This window comes from Brachyspira intermedia PWS/A (genome assembly GCF_000223215.1).
Taxonomy (GTDB): domain Bacteria; phylum Spirochaetota; class Brachyspiria; order Brachyspirales; family Brachyspiraceae; genus Brachyspira; species Brachyspira intermedia.
In genome coordinates, this window is the sequence record NC_017243.1 from 992154 (window position 1) to 1007242 (window position 15089).

Sequence of the window (15089 nt, forward strand, 5' to 3'; positions counted from 1 at the left end):
TTTTTATATTATTTTTTATATTTATTATAAAGTAATAATTAGGTTTTGTTTATATGTTAAAAAGAGTAATAACTTATAGTTTTTGTTTTATAATTTTTCTTTCTTTTTCTCTATGTCTAAATTGTATGCTGATTATCCCAATGGTGCAGCGGCAGGATTTTTTTTGAGGTTTAGTTTTCCAAGTCAGGCTTCTTTAGGTGTAACAGGAAAGATTGATAATTTTCCATTGGTTTTTAGCGGTATATTGAATATAGGTATATCAACTAAAGGTTGGGCTTGGTTCGGACTTAGTGCCAATGCTGATTGGTGGGGCTTAAAATATAGAATAGGAAAAGCGGGTGATTCTGATGCATGGCTTTATTTTGGCCCTGGGGCAGAGGCAGTTGCAGAATTTGGAAATAATTATTGGAATTTAGGTTTAGGTTTCAGGCTTCCTTTAGGAGTTTCTTTTATAGTTGATAGAGATTGGGAAATATTTTTACAGATTTCTCCTGGACTTAATGTTATAGCTGTTGGCAGTGATGGTTTTGGAACTTTCGGTTGGTATCCTAGTCATACAGGCTGGACTTTTGCTAAATTCTTTAGATTCTCGGGAGATTTCGGATTTAGATATTGGTTCTAATAATATAATTAAAAAGGGCTATTCTAATATAAGAATAACCCTTTTATTTTTATATATTTTTATTTCTTATTTTTTGTTTGATTTTCCTGTTATTAAAGGCATATAATCAAAGAATGAATATATAGTTATTATTGTAACAACTAATAAACTATAATATGTTATTTGCTCATAAGGAAGCGATATTTCTGTATATTTCAATATTTTTAAAAGGAATATTATCACTACAGCAGCCGCTCTTGATGCAGTTTTTAATTTACCGCTAAATTTGGCAGCAACAGCAAAACCTCTAAGTCCTCCTAATATTCTTATGAACATTGAAAACATATCTCTGTAAAGCGAGATTATATACATCCATATAGGCATAGAACCTTCATAAAGAAATATTGTAAACATTGTTATATGAAATACAGTATCAGCAAAAGGATCAAGTACCTTTCCTAAATCACTTACAAGATTAAATTTTCTAGCCATAGCACCGTCTAAAGCATCTGTTATTTCTAGTATAATAAGAAATATTAATGCTAATACTGCACTTATCATAGAGTTATAAAAGTACAGAAATATCACTAGAGGTGATAAAACTATTCTGCTTATACTTAGTAAATTAGGTATTTGCTGTTTCATAAATTACTTCCTTAAAAAATATATTAAATTTTTATTAATTTATTGTTGCAAATTTTCATCTAATCTCATACTCTCTTCTGCCATATCCATATAAGGATCATTTTCATTATTCATTTCTTTATCATCATCTTCAGTTTTTATATAATAACTTCTATCACGCATAGCTGCAGAATATATATTATAATCAACTTCATATATTATACCGCTTTTAGGTTTTACATATACTCTATTGTCATTATTATCATATACTAATTGATATTCTATTTTAGTGTTATCTTCCATATATATAGTGACAGTAGCATCAGGTATTCTGAATAATCTGTTTAAATATTTTAACATATTCTCATCATATACAAAACCTGTAGCTTTAACTAAAGATAATGCCTCAAAATCTCTGTATGCCTTATTTAAATTGATTTCTTCATCTACTCCATCAACAACCCAATTAGTTCTATTTTCTTTTCTTATAGTATTTGTATAATCTCTTATATTGCTTTCTGTTTTAACTACTGAATCTACATAAATAGTTTTATCAAATATCTGCTTATCTCTAAGCATATCGATAGTTTTCTTTAATGCTTCTATATAAATAAGCTCTACACTGAAATATTCATCATTATATTTAACATAGTATTTTTCTTCATCAGCAGTTTTATTTCCAACAAATATTTTATATTCTTTATTACCTTCCCAAACAGTGAATTCATTGCTAGGATTTTCTAAACCGAATGAATCTAATTCAGCAAGATTTGTTATAATAGTGTCAATATTCAAAGTATTGAAGTTTTTAACATTTGCAAATGCCTCTAACTGATCTATTTTATAATTATTAGAAGGTGCTATTACTTTCCAAGTTTCATCTATTTTTTCCACTATTATTGGTTCTTCAGCATATTTTAATTCATATTTTGTAACATTTGTTTCATTAAGTTCAAAAAGCTGCTTTCTAGGTTTATTTGCCTCTATTTTTTCACGGCTTTTTTTAGTTGTCAGAAATGCAGCAACGCTTATTACCGCTAAAGCTATGAGTAAAAGTATAATTTTAGTAACATTTTTATTCATTTTATTTATCCTATAAGTTTATAATTTCTTTTAATATCGTAAATTATTTTCTGTTTTCAAGCATAATATTTGCCAAATAAAGGAATATTACTGTAACTGATAAAAAGTATATAATATCTCTTAAATCTAATACTCCTCTAGCAATATTAGCGAAATGATAATCACCGCTTATTACTTCTATGAAATTAACAGAAGCAGGGAAAAGAAGAGTTAAATATCTCAAAAACATATTTAAAGATATCATAATTGCAAGCCCTACAATTAAAGCTACTATTTGATTCTTTGTTGTAGATGAAGCAAATATACCTATAGCACATAAAGCCATGATAAGAAATACGCTTCCTATATATCCTGCAATTATAGGCCCCATATCTAATCTGCCTAAAAAACTTAATGTAATAGGGTAGAGTATAGTAGGTATTAAGGCAAAAAGCATAAATATTACAGCTGAAAAGAATTTACCTAGTATAATTTCTAAAGTAGAAACGGATTGAGTGCTTATAAGCTCATAAGAACCGCTTGAAAACTCACTTGATAATAGTCCCATAGTGATAGGCGGAATTATAAGCGATAGTATTAAAGGCAGAATACTGAAAAAATCCTGCATATCATTCTGCTGAAGTATAAAGAATCTTGAGAAGAAATATACTCCGCTTACAATTAAAAATATTGCTGAAAATATATATGCTATAGGCGAAAAGAAAATATGTCTTAATTCTTTTTTTAATATAACATTAGATTTATTTATAGTATAACTTATTGACTGCACTTATTTATCTCCTTTTGTTAATGTATGGAATACTTCTTCTAGATTTTCCCTTTCTCTGAACATTTCATATATTATCCAATCTGTACTCTTAATAACTGTATAAATTTTTTCTCTAGGCTCTTCTTCATTAGAATATATTGTGATGTCTTTTAAATCTCCATTATCTTCTGCTTTGACATCATAAATATTTTCTATTTTCTTTAATTTTTCTATTATTTTATTTTTATCATCATTAGTTTTGATGGATAATTTTATTCTTACAGATGTTTTATTGTTTTCTTTGTTATTTAAAGTTAAATGTTTAGGGTCAGCATCTGCAATAACATTACCTTGATTAATGATTATAGCTCTTGAACAAGTAGCCTCAACTTCGCTTAATATATGTGTGGATATAAGAACAGTTTTTTCTTTGCCTAATTCTTTTATAAGCTCTCTAATCTCTACTATTTGGTTAGGGTCAAGTCCGTTAGTAGGTTCATCTAATATAAGTATTTTAGGGTCATGTATAATAGCCCCAGCAATACCTACACGCTGTTTATAACCTTTTGAAAGCTCTCCTATTGATTTTGATATAACATCTTTAAGACTGCAGGCATCAACAACATAATGAAGTCTTTCGCTTAATCTGTTTCTTTCAAGTTCCTGAATCTCCGCCATATAAACAAGATAATCAAATACGCTCATATCATCATAAAGAGGTGCTGATTCAGGTAAATATCCTATAACCTTTTTTACTTCTCTTTCATTATTTAATATGCTTTTTCCATCAATAATTGCATTTCCGCTAGTAGGCGAAAGGTAGCAAGTTAATATTCTTAAAGTAGTGGATTTTCCTGCTCCGTTTGGCCCTAATATCCCTACAATTTCACCTGATTTTATCTCAAAACTTACGCCTTTTAAAGCATGAAAATCACCGTAGTATTTGTTTAAATTCTCTACTGATATCATTTTATTCCTTTTTATTTTGCAAAAAATTAAATCATTATTTAAAAGTTAAAATCTAAAAATATATTAATAATAAGTAGAAAAACATTATAATATATATAAAGTAAAAAACAATTATAAAAATTATAAAAGATATATGTTTGAAATGTGTGATTGTATGTTAGGTGTCATATTGTAAATAACTATTTAATAATTATAATATTGTAATTAAATATTAAAGGCATTAAATATGGAATTAAGTAAAGAAAAAATAAATTACATTATAGAAAAACTTTCAGAAGGACTTTATGAAAAAGAAGATGTTATATCATTTACTTTTTTATGTGCTTTAGCTAGAAAGTCAGTGTTTTTATACGGTCCTCCCGGTACTGCCAAAAGTTTAATTGTAAGAAGAATAGCATCCGCTTTTAAAGATTCTAAATATTTCGGTCAGCTTATGAATAGATTTACAACCCCTGAAGATGTATTCGGTCCTGTGAGCTTATCAAAATTAAAAGAGGATAAATTTGAAAGACAAACTGAGGGTTATTTGCCTAAAGCAGATTTTGTATTTTTAGATGAAATTTGGAAAAGCAGTCCTGCCATATTAAATACATTATTAACTATAATAAATGAAAAAGTATACAGAAATGGAAGCATTGAAGAAAAAGTGCCTTTAAAAATATTGGTTGCGGCAAGTAATGAAACTCCTCCAAAAGGTCAGGGACTTGATGCTATGTATGACAGATTTATAATGCGTTTATTAGTTAATCCTGCTCAAGATATAGATAATTTTAAATCATTGATAGTTGATAAAGATATTGATTTTAATGCTGATCTAAATGAAGAAGATAAAATATCAGCGGAAGATTTGGAAAGTTTAAAAAGCAATATAGAAGAAGTGGAAGTTCCTTCTAATATTCTTAATATTATAATTTCAATAAAAAATGAAATAGATGAATATAATAAAGGAAATAATGAATCTATTTATATTTCGGATAGAAGATGGAAGAATATTGTTTATATATTGAAGGCTTCTGCATATTTTTCAGATAGAAAAGAAATACTTCCTTCAGACTGTTTTTTAATTTCTCATTGTATTTGGACATTAGAAGAAAATATTAATGCTGTTAATAATATAGTAAAAAAATCTATAATGCGTTTTTTTAATAATAGTAATGAAGAATTTGATTATGATAAAATATATGATGAGGCAGAAGAACTTAGAACAAATATAGATAAGGATTCTGTAAGTGATAGAGATGAGTATGAAAATGAAATTAATATAAAAGGTAAAAGGTATTTTCCTATAGATGTATTTTATGAATATAAAAATACACATGGAAATAATAGAGTTAGCATTGTAAAACTATATATTGAAATTGATAAAATAAATAATAATACTCAATTTAATCCTTTAATGAATATATATGATAATGATGCTTTTAATAATGCAAATAATAGAAACCCAAAATATAATGATTATTATGATAATTATAGTAATTTAAAAAATTCTACTGATTATGTTGTGGCTGACAATGTATTTTGTTCATTTACAAATTCAAATACTATTCATATAAAAACTAATAATTATTACAACCGTTTTGTTAATAAAAATGGAGATATAGCATCTTCATTAAATATGTCTATTCCTATTAAGTTTAGAAAAGGAGATATAAAACCTATAGAATACAATAAAAGAGATAGTTATATGCATGTTTGTTCTGATTTGCTTAATACAGTAAATAATAAAATAGAGTCTTATGAAAGTGATTTAAAATCTATGATTGAGAGATGCGACTCTGTTTTTATAAATAAAAGATATATACAAAAATTTATTTATAATAATGATTATTTATCCAGCTTGAAATCTCTTAAAATCAATATTGAGCATTGTATAGATAAAATTAAAGGGTAATTATTAAGGTTTTGTATGAGTATTCATGATATTAACAATATATTAAAAGAAACTAAATATAAATTAAAAGAAAGATTTTCTAAGTATGATATTTTTATGAGCAATAATGATATGCAAAAAGAAATTACTAAGAAAATAAATGATTTTAATTATAATTTAGAAAAACATTTGAAAGATGATAATCCATTTAAAGATTCATATTTTATTTATGAAGAAGCTAAAAACAGTTTTAAAGAAAATGAAGCCGATAAGGAAGCACTTTTAAAAGATATTGAAAATTATAGATTAATTGCAGGTGATGATAATGCTGAATTTTTTTATTCAAAAATAAATTCCTTAGAAAAAGATGAATATAATAATGAAATAATAGCTATTAGAAAATCAGTTTTAAATAGTTGGAAAGATGAACTTGATAAACAATATATGAATTGGGTATTAAATGAAATAGATCAATACAGAAAAAAATTTTTTAAAGATATGGAAAATTTTTTTGACTATTTGAATAATTTGAAATATATACAAGATGCATTAGGAGAAGATACAGGATTATTATTTGATTTGAGTATAGGAAAATTATTAAAAAAGGATATTGAATATATAAAAAGACTTTTAAATTTATTAAAAGAAAATTCGGATATAAAAAGATTATGCGATATGCTCGGCAGGTTTATAAAGTCTGAAGAAACTATAAAAACAGAAAAAATTTTAAGAAAAGAAACATTCAGCACAAAAATAAGAGATATTAATTCAGAAGAGGAGATTGTAGGAATAACTTATTCTAGAGATATACATAATATACTTCCTCAGGAGAAACTGCTTTTAGCTGAAGGCGTACTTGAAACTTTATTCGGAATTAAATATTTTGAGAATAGGGTTTTAACTTTCAAAAAAGAAGGATATATTGACTCTTATTATGACAGATATATTGAAGAAGAAATTCAAGTAAAAGAAGAAGATAAAAAAGGTCCTATTATAATATGCATTGATACAAGCGGTTCTATGAGAGGGGTTCCTGAAACTATTTCAAAGGCTCTTACATTATATTTGGCTACTCGAGCAATGAAGCAGAAAAGAAATTGTTATCTTATAAATTTTAGTACACAAATAGAAACTATGGATTTAACATATCCTAATACTATGGATAATTTAATTGACTTTTTAAGATTAAGTTTTAATGGAGGAACTGACGCTATACCTGCATTGAGGCATGCAATAAAAGTTATGAATACTGAGAATTATAAAAAATCTGATTTGCTTTTTATTTCTGATTTTGTATTTAATGGTTTTACAGATGAAGATTGTAAATTGTCTGAAAATCAAAAGAAAAATGAAAATAAGTTTTATTCTCTTATAATAGGAAGTACTCCTATGTTTAATGTGGAAAACAGCATATTTGATTATAATTGGTGTTATGATTCTTCAAGAGGTTCAATTAAAGAGCTTACAGGAAATATGTATTCAAGTATATTCGGACATTAATAATATATTAATATACATAAACCGCTACATTTTGTCAGAAATATTTTTTTGAATTTTAATATCTGCATGGCTTTGCCCACCGCTCTGCGTGCCTACGCAGCACCACAGTTATTTTACCGACGCTCTGCGTGCCGTAGGCAAGGTACCTTTCGGTATTGGTATAAGGCACAGCCCGCCTTCGGAGAGAACCTATATCCTCGATAAACTCGGATACGCTTTGCGAAGAACTGCATTTTTAAGTTATATCCTATATTTAATAGGCATGTTTTTAATATAAAGTTATAGCAATTGCGTTTTTTGGTACTTTGACGAAGTCCGTAGAGCGTGTGCGGCAAAAAAGTAGATAAAATTTATATAAAGTGGATCAGTTGACAAACTTAAAAATTTTCAGTATATAATAAAATCACAAAAAATATTAAAATTTTATATTATTTTCTTGACTGTTATTTTATTCATTGTATTATAAATACAATATTTTTGGGCAGACTTGATTATGAATATAGATAGAATCTTAAATAATTGTCAAACAGCTATAAAATATGAGTTTAGAAATAAAGATCATTTGTTAGAGGCTATAACTCATAGAACTTATGCTAATGAATCTAAAAAGAAAATGAAATATAATCAGAGATTAGAGTTTTTAGGTGACTCTGTACTATCTCTTATTATTTCAGATTATCTATTTAAAAAATATAATAGCAGTAAAGAAGGTTTATTGTCTAAAGTAAAATCCTCTTTAGTATCGCAGAAGAGTTTGGCAGATATTTCAAAAGAGCTTAAACTTGGTGATTTTTTACTTTTAGGACATGGTGAAGAAGCTTCAGGCGGAAGATATAGAGATAATATGCTTGAAGATTTATTCGAGGCTATAGTAGGTGCTATATATTTAGATTCAGGGATTACAAGTGCATCCAAATTTGTTATGCGAGCCTATAGAGAAAGACTTAAGAATTTGGATATTGAAAACTTTGATAAAGATTATAAAACTATATTCCAAGAGCTTATACAGAAAAAACATAAAACTAGTCCTATTTATAAATCCTATGAATATTATGATGATAATAATCATGAGATGTTCAAAGCTGAAGTTTATGTTAATGACAAAAATTTTGCTTTGGGAGTAGGTAAAAGTAAGAAAGAAGCGGAAACTAATGCTGCCAAAAAAGCATTGGATAAAATAGAAATGGCTAGTATGGCAATAAAGAAAAATAAAAAAATTAATAAGTAATAATTTAAATTTTTAAAATGCTAAGATATGTAAATTTAGTATTTTATTAAGGTTAACATAATAACAAATAAGTGATCCAAAATATATGGTAATTTTATTTGTTAGTTTATTATCGGTGTAGGCGAATATAGCAATAAAATAAGTGAGCCGCAGCAGATGACAACTTTAGTTGCATTTATTAATAACGAAGGCGAACATAATAATAAATAAATTAGCTGAAACAGTTGATAATTTTATTTGTTAGTTTATTATCGGTGTAGGCGAACATAGCAATAAAATAAGTGAGCCGCAGCAGATGACAACTTTAGTTGGCATCTATTAATGGCGTAGGCGAACATAGTAATAAAGGAAAGATTATGGGTAAAATTAATATAGCACCATCAATACTTACAGCATCATTTACAAATTTAGAAGGAACTATAAGAGAGCTTGAAGAAGCAGGCAGCGATTATTTGCATTTAGATATAATGGATGGAGTATTTGTTCCACAGATTACATTCGGAGCTAAAGTTGTTTCGGATATAAAAAAAATAAGTAAAATACCTTTAGATGCTCATCTTATGATAGTTAATCCTGAAAAGCATATTGATGATTTTGCTAAGGCTGGATGCGATATTATAAGCGTTCATTTTGAAGGCAATATACATATACATAGATTAATTTATCAGATAAAAGCACATAATATTAAAGCCGGTATTGTACTCAATCCTCATACTAGAGTTGATGTAATAGAGCCTATTATTGATGATATTGATTATTTGCTTATAATGAGTGTTAATCCTGGATTCGGCGGACAGAAATTCATTGAGTCGTCTATAAAAAAGATAGAAGAAGCTAAAAAGTTGATAGGAAATAGGGATATAATTTTGGCAGTTGACGGAGGAGTTAATTTAAAAACTTGCGGTAAAGTGTTAGAAGCAGGAGCTAATTTCCTTGTGGCAGGAAGTGCAATAATTGACAGCGATAATAAAAAAGATACTATTAATAAACTAAGAGGAAATTAATTTTATATATACTAAAAATTTTTAAGTTTATCAACCGATGCACTTTATATGAAATTATCTACTTTTTTGACGCACACGCTCTGCGGACTTCGTCAAAGTAGCAAAAAACGCAATTGCTATAACTTTATATTTGAAAAATATTCATTAAATATAGGATATATCCTATATTGAGACTAAAAATGCAGTATTTTTGGTTCTCGCCGTAGGCGTACTTCGTATGTGCCAACAAAAGAACTGGGGTTACCCTTCGGGTACGCTTCGCGGGGGCAAAGCCCTGCAGATATCTAAAATTTAAAAAAATTATTTTTGACAAAATATAATTGTTTAGTATAATCATAATACATATGCCATAAATATTTATTAATTTAGTTTTGATATAAGTTTTATACATATAAAAAGGAAAAAATGGAAGAATTATATAATAGTAATAACGATGAAAAAGAAGAAGAAAATTCAGATTCTCCAAAAGTATTTATAAATAATGCTCAAATCCTTGAATCAGGACAAATATTAATAACTCCTCCAAAACCAGATGAAAAAACTTTTGAAGATTGGAAAAGAACATCAGATGAATATGCTAATAAAGGCGAATATGAAAAAGCTATAGAAGCATATCTTAGAATACTTTGGACTGATCCTAATAATACAGAATATTGGGAGCATTTAAGTTCTTTATATTTAAATGGAGGTCAATATAAGGATGCCATATATGCTATATCAGAATGTATAAAATTAGATCCTAATAATCATAAGTATTTATATAAGCTTGGCGGATTGTATATATTAAATGAAAATTATAAAGAAGCAGAAGATTATTTATTAAATGCTATAAGATTAGATGTTAATAATTATAAATATTTTCAAAGGCTTGGAATACTTTATTATTGTATTAATCAATATGATAATGCTTTAAGTTTAGTTTTAAAATCTATAGAATTACAAAATGATGATTATAATAATTTGCTTTTATTAGCTTATATTTATGATGCTAAGAGCGAATACGATGAATCTATAAAATCTATATTAAAATATTTAGAGCATACAGAAAAAACATCGTATAATAAATGTTTCGGATATCAATATCTTTCTATACTATATATGAAAAATAAGCAGTATGATGCAGCAATAGAAACATTATCAAAAAATTTAGATTTGTTTCCTAATGATGATTTTAATTATTACTTGCTTGCAAATATTTATATATTAATAAATCAATATAAAGAAGCTATAGATGCAGCGTCAAAAGCTATTGATTTAAATAAAGATAATTTTTGTAATTCATATATATTAGCTAATGCATTTTATAGAAATAAAGATTATGATAAATCTATAGAAATATTATTTAATATATTAAAATTATTAAAAGAAAATCACAAAGAAGAAAAATTACCAAATATTAAAGCTATAAGACTAAAAAATAGAATACTGGAATTGAATGATAGAGCTATAGAAGAGCTTTGTAAAAATTTAGATTTAGATGAAAAAAATTATGATTATTATTATTTGTTGGGAAAAGCATATAACAGGATTGGAGAGTATAATAAATCAATATGTTTTTTCTTACTGGCTTATGAATTAGATAATGAGAATATTTATAATCTTCATTGGATTGGTTCTACATACAATCAAAATAAAAATTATAATGCATCAATAAATTTTTTATTAAAAAATATAGATTTAAGCAGCGATATTATAGATAGTTATTATTGGCTTGCTGATTCATATTATAATATAGGAAAATATGAGAAAGTTATAAATAATTCATTAAAAATAGATAATTTAAAAATAGAAGATGATAATATAAAGTACTTATCAATATTAGGAAAATCTTACTATAAATCAGAAAACTATAAAAAGTCTGCTTCTGTTTTATCTAAAGTATTAGAAAAAGATGAAGACAATTTGGAGATTTTAACTTTATTAGGAAAATCATATAGTGCTATTAACAATCATAAAAAAGCAATAGAAATGTTTGTTAAATATGATAGTTTAAATCATAATGATACGGATAATTTAAAATCTTTATCAAAGTTGTATTATGATAATGAAGAATATAATAATGCAATAAATATTTTTTTGAAATTAACAGAATCACATCCAGATGAGTCAGAATATTGGTATTATTTAGGTAATTCATTAAAAAACACTAATCAATATAAAGAAGCTAAAGAAGCATATAAAAAAGCTTTGAAAATAAATCCTTATAATCAAACATATAAAGAAGGTTTAAAAAGCGTAAGACCAAATTTTTTAAAATCTGCATCTAGTCTAGTAACAATTTTTTTCATTTTGGTTATTATTGTATGCGGTATATTTTTGTTCAAAGCAAAAGCTAATTTTGGCATGGTAATACCTTTATTTACGGTGATTATCATTCTAATGTTTAAGACAATTTCATTATTAAAAAATAGTAAGTAATATTTGTTATTAAAGAACTTAAAAATTTTCAGTATATATCTAAACAACTATATTTTGTCAAAAATAAAACTATAGTTTCTTTTTAATATATGGAGCTTTGCCCCCGCGAAGCGTACCCGAAGGGTAACCCCAGTTCTTTTATTGGTATAAAAGAACCAAAACAACTGCATTTTTAACCTAAAATTAGGGTATTACACCATATTTGATAGATATTCTTAAAATATAAAGTTCTAGCAATTGCATTTTTCGCGTAGCGTATCCAAAGGATAAAAACTTTGGCGAAGCCCACAGAGCGGTGGGCAAAGCTCTCCAAATATTTTAAATTTAAAAAATTTATTTTTTACAAAATATAGTTATTTAGGTATAAACTCTTTAATCTCATATAAAGAAGTTTCATAAAGTATAAGATTGAATTTTTTATAAATATTTGAATTTAATATATTGAAAATATTTTTATTAAATTTTATTATTACCGTCAAAAAATATGTGGGATATATTGATGTCAAATAATAATAATAACAATAAATCTATTTTACTAGCTTCGACAGCATATATAATATGGGGGCTTCTTCCTCTTTATTGGAAATCAGTTCAGAATTTTGATTCGGCTTTTGTTTTGGGTTTAAGGGTTATAACTACTTTTATATTTACTTTAATAATTATTATATATAAAAAGGCTAATCTTTATAAAGGAATTAAGCCTTTAATAGCTATAATAATTGCAGGTATTTTTTTAGGACTTAATTGGTATTTGTATATTTACACCGTTAATTCAGGACATGTTCTTGAGGCAGGACTCGCTTATTACATAGCACCTATTTTAAGTATCTTAGTAGGTATTATAGTTTTTAGAGAGAAGAAAACTCCATTGGAATATGCAGCAATTATTTTAATGTTTATAGGAATGATTTATCAAACTATCACATTAGGCAGACCTCCTATAATGGCATTTTTTATAGGTCTTACTTTTTCAATATATGGCTTATTCAAAAAACTTACAATATATTCAAGCTGGGAGAGTTTATTTTTAGAAACTACTGCTATATTAATTCCATCAATAATTTTAAGTGCAATATATTTTCCTAAAACTCCTCAGCCTATTCATACTTGGGTGTCATTGATGTTTGCAGGAGTTGCTACAGGAATACCATTGTATTTATATGCCAAAGCAGCTAAAGGGCTTCAAGTTTCTACTCTTGGATTTCTTCAATTTTTACTTCCATTTTTTGCTACTTTACTTGCAATTTTTGTATATAAAGAAGAAGTTAATTTGAATAGGGCTATTACTTTGGCTATAATAATATTAGCGGCAATTCTTTATGCCATATCTATATTTAAAAATTCTGCTAATAAAGATAATTGATATTATTATAAAAATATAAAAAAGCCTTAGTAATTTTATTAATGATATTACTAAGGCTTTAATTTTTTATAACTATTTTATATATTAATTATTTTTGTATTCTCTTTCTAAAATATCCTGATAAATCCACAGGAGTTTCTTCTAGCCATGATGACATAATGCATTCATATTTACCTTTGCTTTTGCTTAATTTGTAAATTTGATATTCAACTCTGTCATTTCCTCCGCCAATAGTTTCTCTTGATTCAACCAGCATTTCATATATTCCGTCTCCGTCAATATCTTCAAATATATTATCCATTTGAGTGATAACAGAAGTTTTCATAGAATTAATTTCTTTATAAAAAACTACATCGGCAATAAATTTTACACTAGCACCATCTATTCTAAACATATACATGTATATATCTCTATCAGTACCGTCATCATTTATGATGTAGTACTTTATTATTCCTATTTCATTTTTTTTATCATAAAAATTTTCTAAATCAATAGCGGCATTTTTTCCTAATTTGTCTGTTTTATAAGAAAATTCTTCATTGTCTTTATTGTATATGTATATTTTATCTCCCTGAGTAGAAGATACTAAAGCTATAAATTCATTACCTTCTTTAGGAAGAACATCAGCAATAACTATAGAATATACTTTATATCCTTTGTCTTGTAAATCTGATTTTAATTTTTCAGCCTGACTATATTCAGCATTGTTTATATTGTCACTTTTATAATAAACAATTTCTCCATTGTTTGAAAGATTAAATAAACTTTGCACATCAATAGAGTAAAGAGGTATAGTTAATGTTAAAGAGATTATAATTGATAATATTTTTTTCATAATTTATCTTCCATTTTATTTTATTATTTGTAAGTTTTTATATCAACAAATTCTATTTCAGAATTCACTTTTCCGTCAGAACTTTTATATTTTATTATTTTAGGTAAAGTATAATCATCTACTTCTTCGTATGAAATATTAACATCATATATTTTAGATTTTTTATTATAATATTCTGCTCTTTCTATTATGTAGGTTTCTTTATTTACTGTGTAAGTTACACTATAATTTTCATTTTCTCCTTTTGCTCTCAAAGTGATTTTGTATTCATCTTTTTTATCTTCTATATTTTCAAAAGTGATTTTTTTTGATAGAGAACTATAAGTGTTGTTATTTCCAACTAAAACATAAAATCCAACAGTTTCTAAAGCTCCTTCAAATACAGAAAACATATTTCTATAAAAAGTGTCCACATTTTCAAGTATTAAGGTAGGCTTATATCCTTTTTCAAAAGTGAATCTTAATTTTATATCTTCTTTAGTTTTTGTATAACTTTTTGCAGGAATAGTATCTATTTGTCTTTGTACTATTTTTCCGTCTATATAGGCTTCAAATTTTCTTGGATACATTGCAGAATATTTTTCTTTCATTTTTTCGTATATATTCTGAAAATTTGCATCCTGAGAATATGCATAAATATATGCAATACATATTGTTATTATTATTAATACTATTTTTCTCATACTCTTACTATTCTCGTAATATTTTTAATTAGCAATAATAAAAAATAATTATATGTTTTTTGTAAATTTTATATAGAAAAATAAAATTTAAATGTTATTATTATTAAATTAACACTATTTTATACTAAAACTATTCATACATTAAAATCTTGACTTTAAT

Annotated in this window: 13 protein-coding genes; 7 read left to right on the top strand and 6 right to left on the bottom strand. The window is 26.1% G+C overall.

Features of this window, described 5'->3' with window-relative positions:
• The first annotated feature begins 82 nt into the window (after window positions 1-82).
• Window positions 83-622, top strand: a complete 540-nt coding sequence (locus tag BINT_RS04380) for a hypothetical protein (protein ID WP_041177249.1) — start codon at window positions 83-85, stop codon at window positions 620-622.
• A gap of 66 nt (window positions 623-688) precedes the next feature.
• On the opposite strand, the gene pgsA is transcribed toward BINT_RS04380, so the two are convergent.
• Genes pgsA through BINT_RS04400 form a run of 4 tightly spaced genes read right to left on the bottom strand, consistent with a single transcriptional unit; the run spans window position 689 to window position 4025 of the window.
• Window positions 689-1246 (bottom strand): CDP-diacylglycerol--glycerol-3-phosphate 3-phosphatidyltransferase, encoded by a 558-nt coding sequence (pgsA, locus tag BINT_RS04385; protein WP_041177250.1) that lies wholly within the window; start codon window positions 1244-1246, stop codon window positions 689-691.
• A gap of 39 nt (window positions 1247-1285) precedes the next feature.
• The gene (locus BINT_RS04390; RefSeq protein ID WP_014487348.1) at window positions 1286-2308 is read right to left on the bottom strand and encodes a DUF4340 domain-containing protein; all 1023 of its coding nucleotides are present in this window, start codon (window positions 2306-2308) and stop codon (window positions 1286-1288) included.
• Window positions 2309-2351: 43 nt separating this feature from the next.
• Entirely contained in the window at window positions 2352-3077 is a 726-nt protein-coding gene (locus BINT_RS04395) for an ABC-2 transporter permease (protein WP_014487349.1), read from the bottom strand.
• Window positions 3078-4025, bottom strand: a complete 948-nt coding sequence (locus BINT_RS04400) for an ABC transporter ATP-binding protein (protein WP_014487350.1) — start codon at window positions 4023-4025, stop codon at window positions 3078-3080.
• Window positions 4026-4251: 226 nt separating this feature from the next.
• Between BINT_RS04400 and BINT_RS04405 the strand changes: the two genes are divergently transcribed.
• The 6 genes from BINT_RS04405 (at window position 4252) to rarD (ending at window position 13411) form a co-directional block, all read left to right on the top strand.
• The gene (locus tag BINT_RS04405; RefSeq protein WP_014487351.1) at window positions 4252-5919 is read left to right on the top strand and encodes an AAA family ATPase; all 1668 of its coding nucleotides are present in this window, start codon (window positions 4252-4254) and stop codon (window positions 5917-5919) included.
• Between the two features lie 15 nt (window positions 5920-5934).
• Window positions 5935-7398, top strand: a complete 1464-nt coding sequence (locus tag BINT_RS04410) for a VWA domain-containing protein (RefSeq protein WP_014487352.1) — start codon at window positions 5935-5937, stop codon at window positions 7396-7398.
• Window positions 7399-7891: 493 nt separating this feature from the next.
• The gene (gene rnc, locus BINT_RS04415; protein ID WP_014487353.1) at window positions 7892-8626 is read left to right on the top strand and encodes a ribonuclease III; all 735 of its coding nucleotides are present in this window, start codon (window positions 7892-7894) and stop codon (window positions 8624-8626) included.
• Window positions 8627-8982: 356 nt separating this feature from the next.
• Window positions 8983-9630 carry a ribulose-phosphate 3-epimerase gene (gene rpe, locus BINT_RS04420; protein ID WP_041177251.1) on the top strand — a complete coding sequence of 216 codons (648 nt, stop codon included), beginning with the start codon at window positions 8983-8985 and terminating at the stop codon, window positions 9628-9630.
• A gap of 405 nt (window positions 9631-10035) precedes the next feature.
• Window positions 10036-12048, top strand: a complete 2013-nt coding sequence (locus BINT_RS04425) for a tetratricopeptide repeat protein (protein ID WP_014487355.1) — start codon at window positions 10036-10038, stop codon at window positions 12046-12048.
• Between the two features lie 499 nt (window positions 12049-12547).
• A complete protein-coding gene (gene rarD / locus BINT_RS04430) occupies window positions 12548-13411 on the top strand; it encodes an EamA family transporter RarD (protein ID WP_041177252.1) in 864 nt (287 codons plus the stop codon).
• Window positions 13412-13499: 88 nt separating this feature from the next.
• Here the strand turns inward: rarD and BINT_RS04435 are convergent, their stop codons facing one another.
• Together BINT_RS04435 and BINT_RS04440 are read right to left on the bottom strand one after the other, a co-directional pair.
• Window positions 13500-14246, bottom strand: coding sequence for a hypothetical protein (locus tag BINT_RS04435; RefSeq protein ID WP_014487358.1), 747 nt, complete (start codon window positions 14244-14246; stop codon window positions 13500-13502).
• A 23-nt stretch (window positions 14247-14269) separates the two neighbouring features.
• Window positions 14270-14929, bottom strand: coding sequence for a hypothetical protein (locus BINT_RS04440; RefSeq protein WP_014487359.1), 660 nt, complete (start codon window positions 14927-14929; stop codon window positions 14270-14272).
• Between the last annotated feature and the right edge of the window lie 160 nt (window positions 14930-15089).

Excerpts from the sequence above, each read along its gene's own strand:
- pgsA (WP_041177250.1), bottom strand. The coding sequence starts at position 1,246 with ATGAAACAGCAAATACCTAATTTACTAAGTATAAGCAGAATAGTTTTA.
- BINT_RS04390 (WP_014487348.1), bottom strand. The coding sequence starts at position 2,308 with ATGAATAAAAATGTTACTAAAATTATACTTTTACTCATAGCTTTAGCG.
- BINT_RS04400 (WP_014487350.1), bottom strand. The coding sequence starts at position 4,025 with ATGATATCAGTAGAGAATTTAAACAAATACTACGGTGATTTTCATGCT.
- BINT_RS04405 (WP_014487351.1), top strand. The coding sequence starts at position 4,252 with ATGGAATTAAGTAAAGAAAAAATAAATTACATTATAGAAAAACTTTCA.
- BINT_RS04410 (WP_014487352.1), top strand. The coding sequence starts at position 5,935 with ATGAGTATTCATGATATTAACAATATATTAAAAGAAACTAAATATAAA.
- rnc (WP_014487353.1), top strand. The coding sequence starts at position 7,892 with ATGAATATAGATAGAATCTTAAATAATTGTCAAACAGCTATAAAATAT.
- rpe (WP_041177251.1), top strand. The coding sequence starts at position 8,983 with ATGGGTAAAATTAATATAGCACCATCAATACTTACAGCATCATTTACA.
- BINT_RS04425 (WP_014487355.1), top strand. The coding sequence starts at position 10,036 with ATGGAAGAATTATATAATAGTAATAACGATGAAAAAGAAGAAGAAAAT.
- rarD (WP_041177252.1), top strand. The coding sequence starts at position 12,548 with ATGTCAAATAATAATAATAACAATAAATCTATTTTACTAGCTTCGACA.
- BINT_RS04435 (WP_014487358.1), bottom strand. The coding sequence starts at position 14,246 with ATGAAAAAAATATTATCAATTATAATCTCTTTAACATTAACTATACCT.
- BINT_RS04440 (WP_014487359.1), bottom strand. The coding sequence starts at position 14,929 with ATGAGAAAAATAGTATTAATAATAATAACAATATGTATTGCATATATT.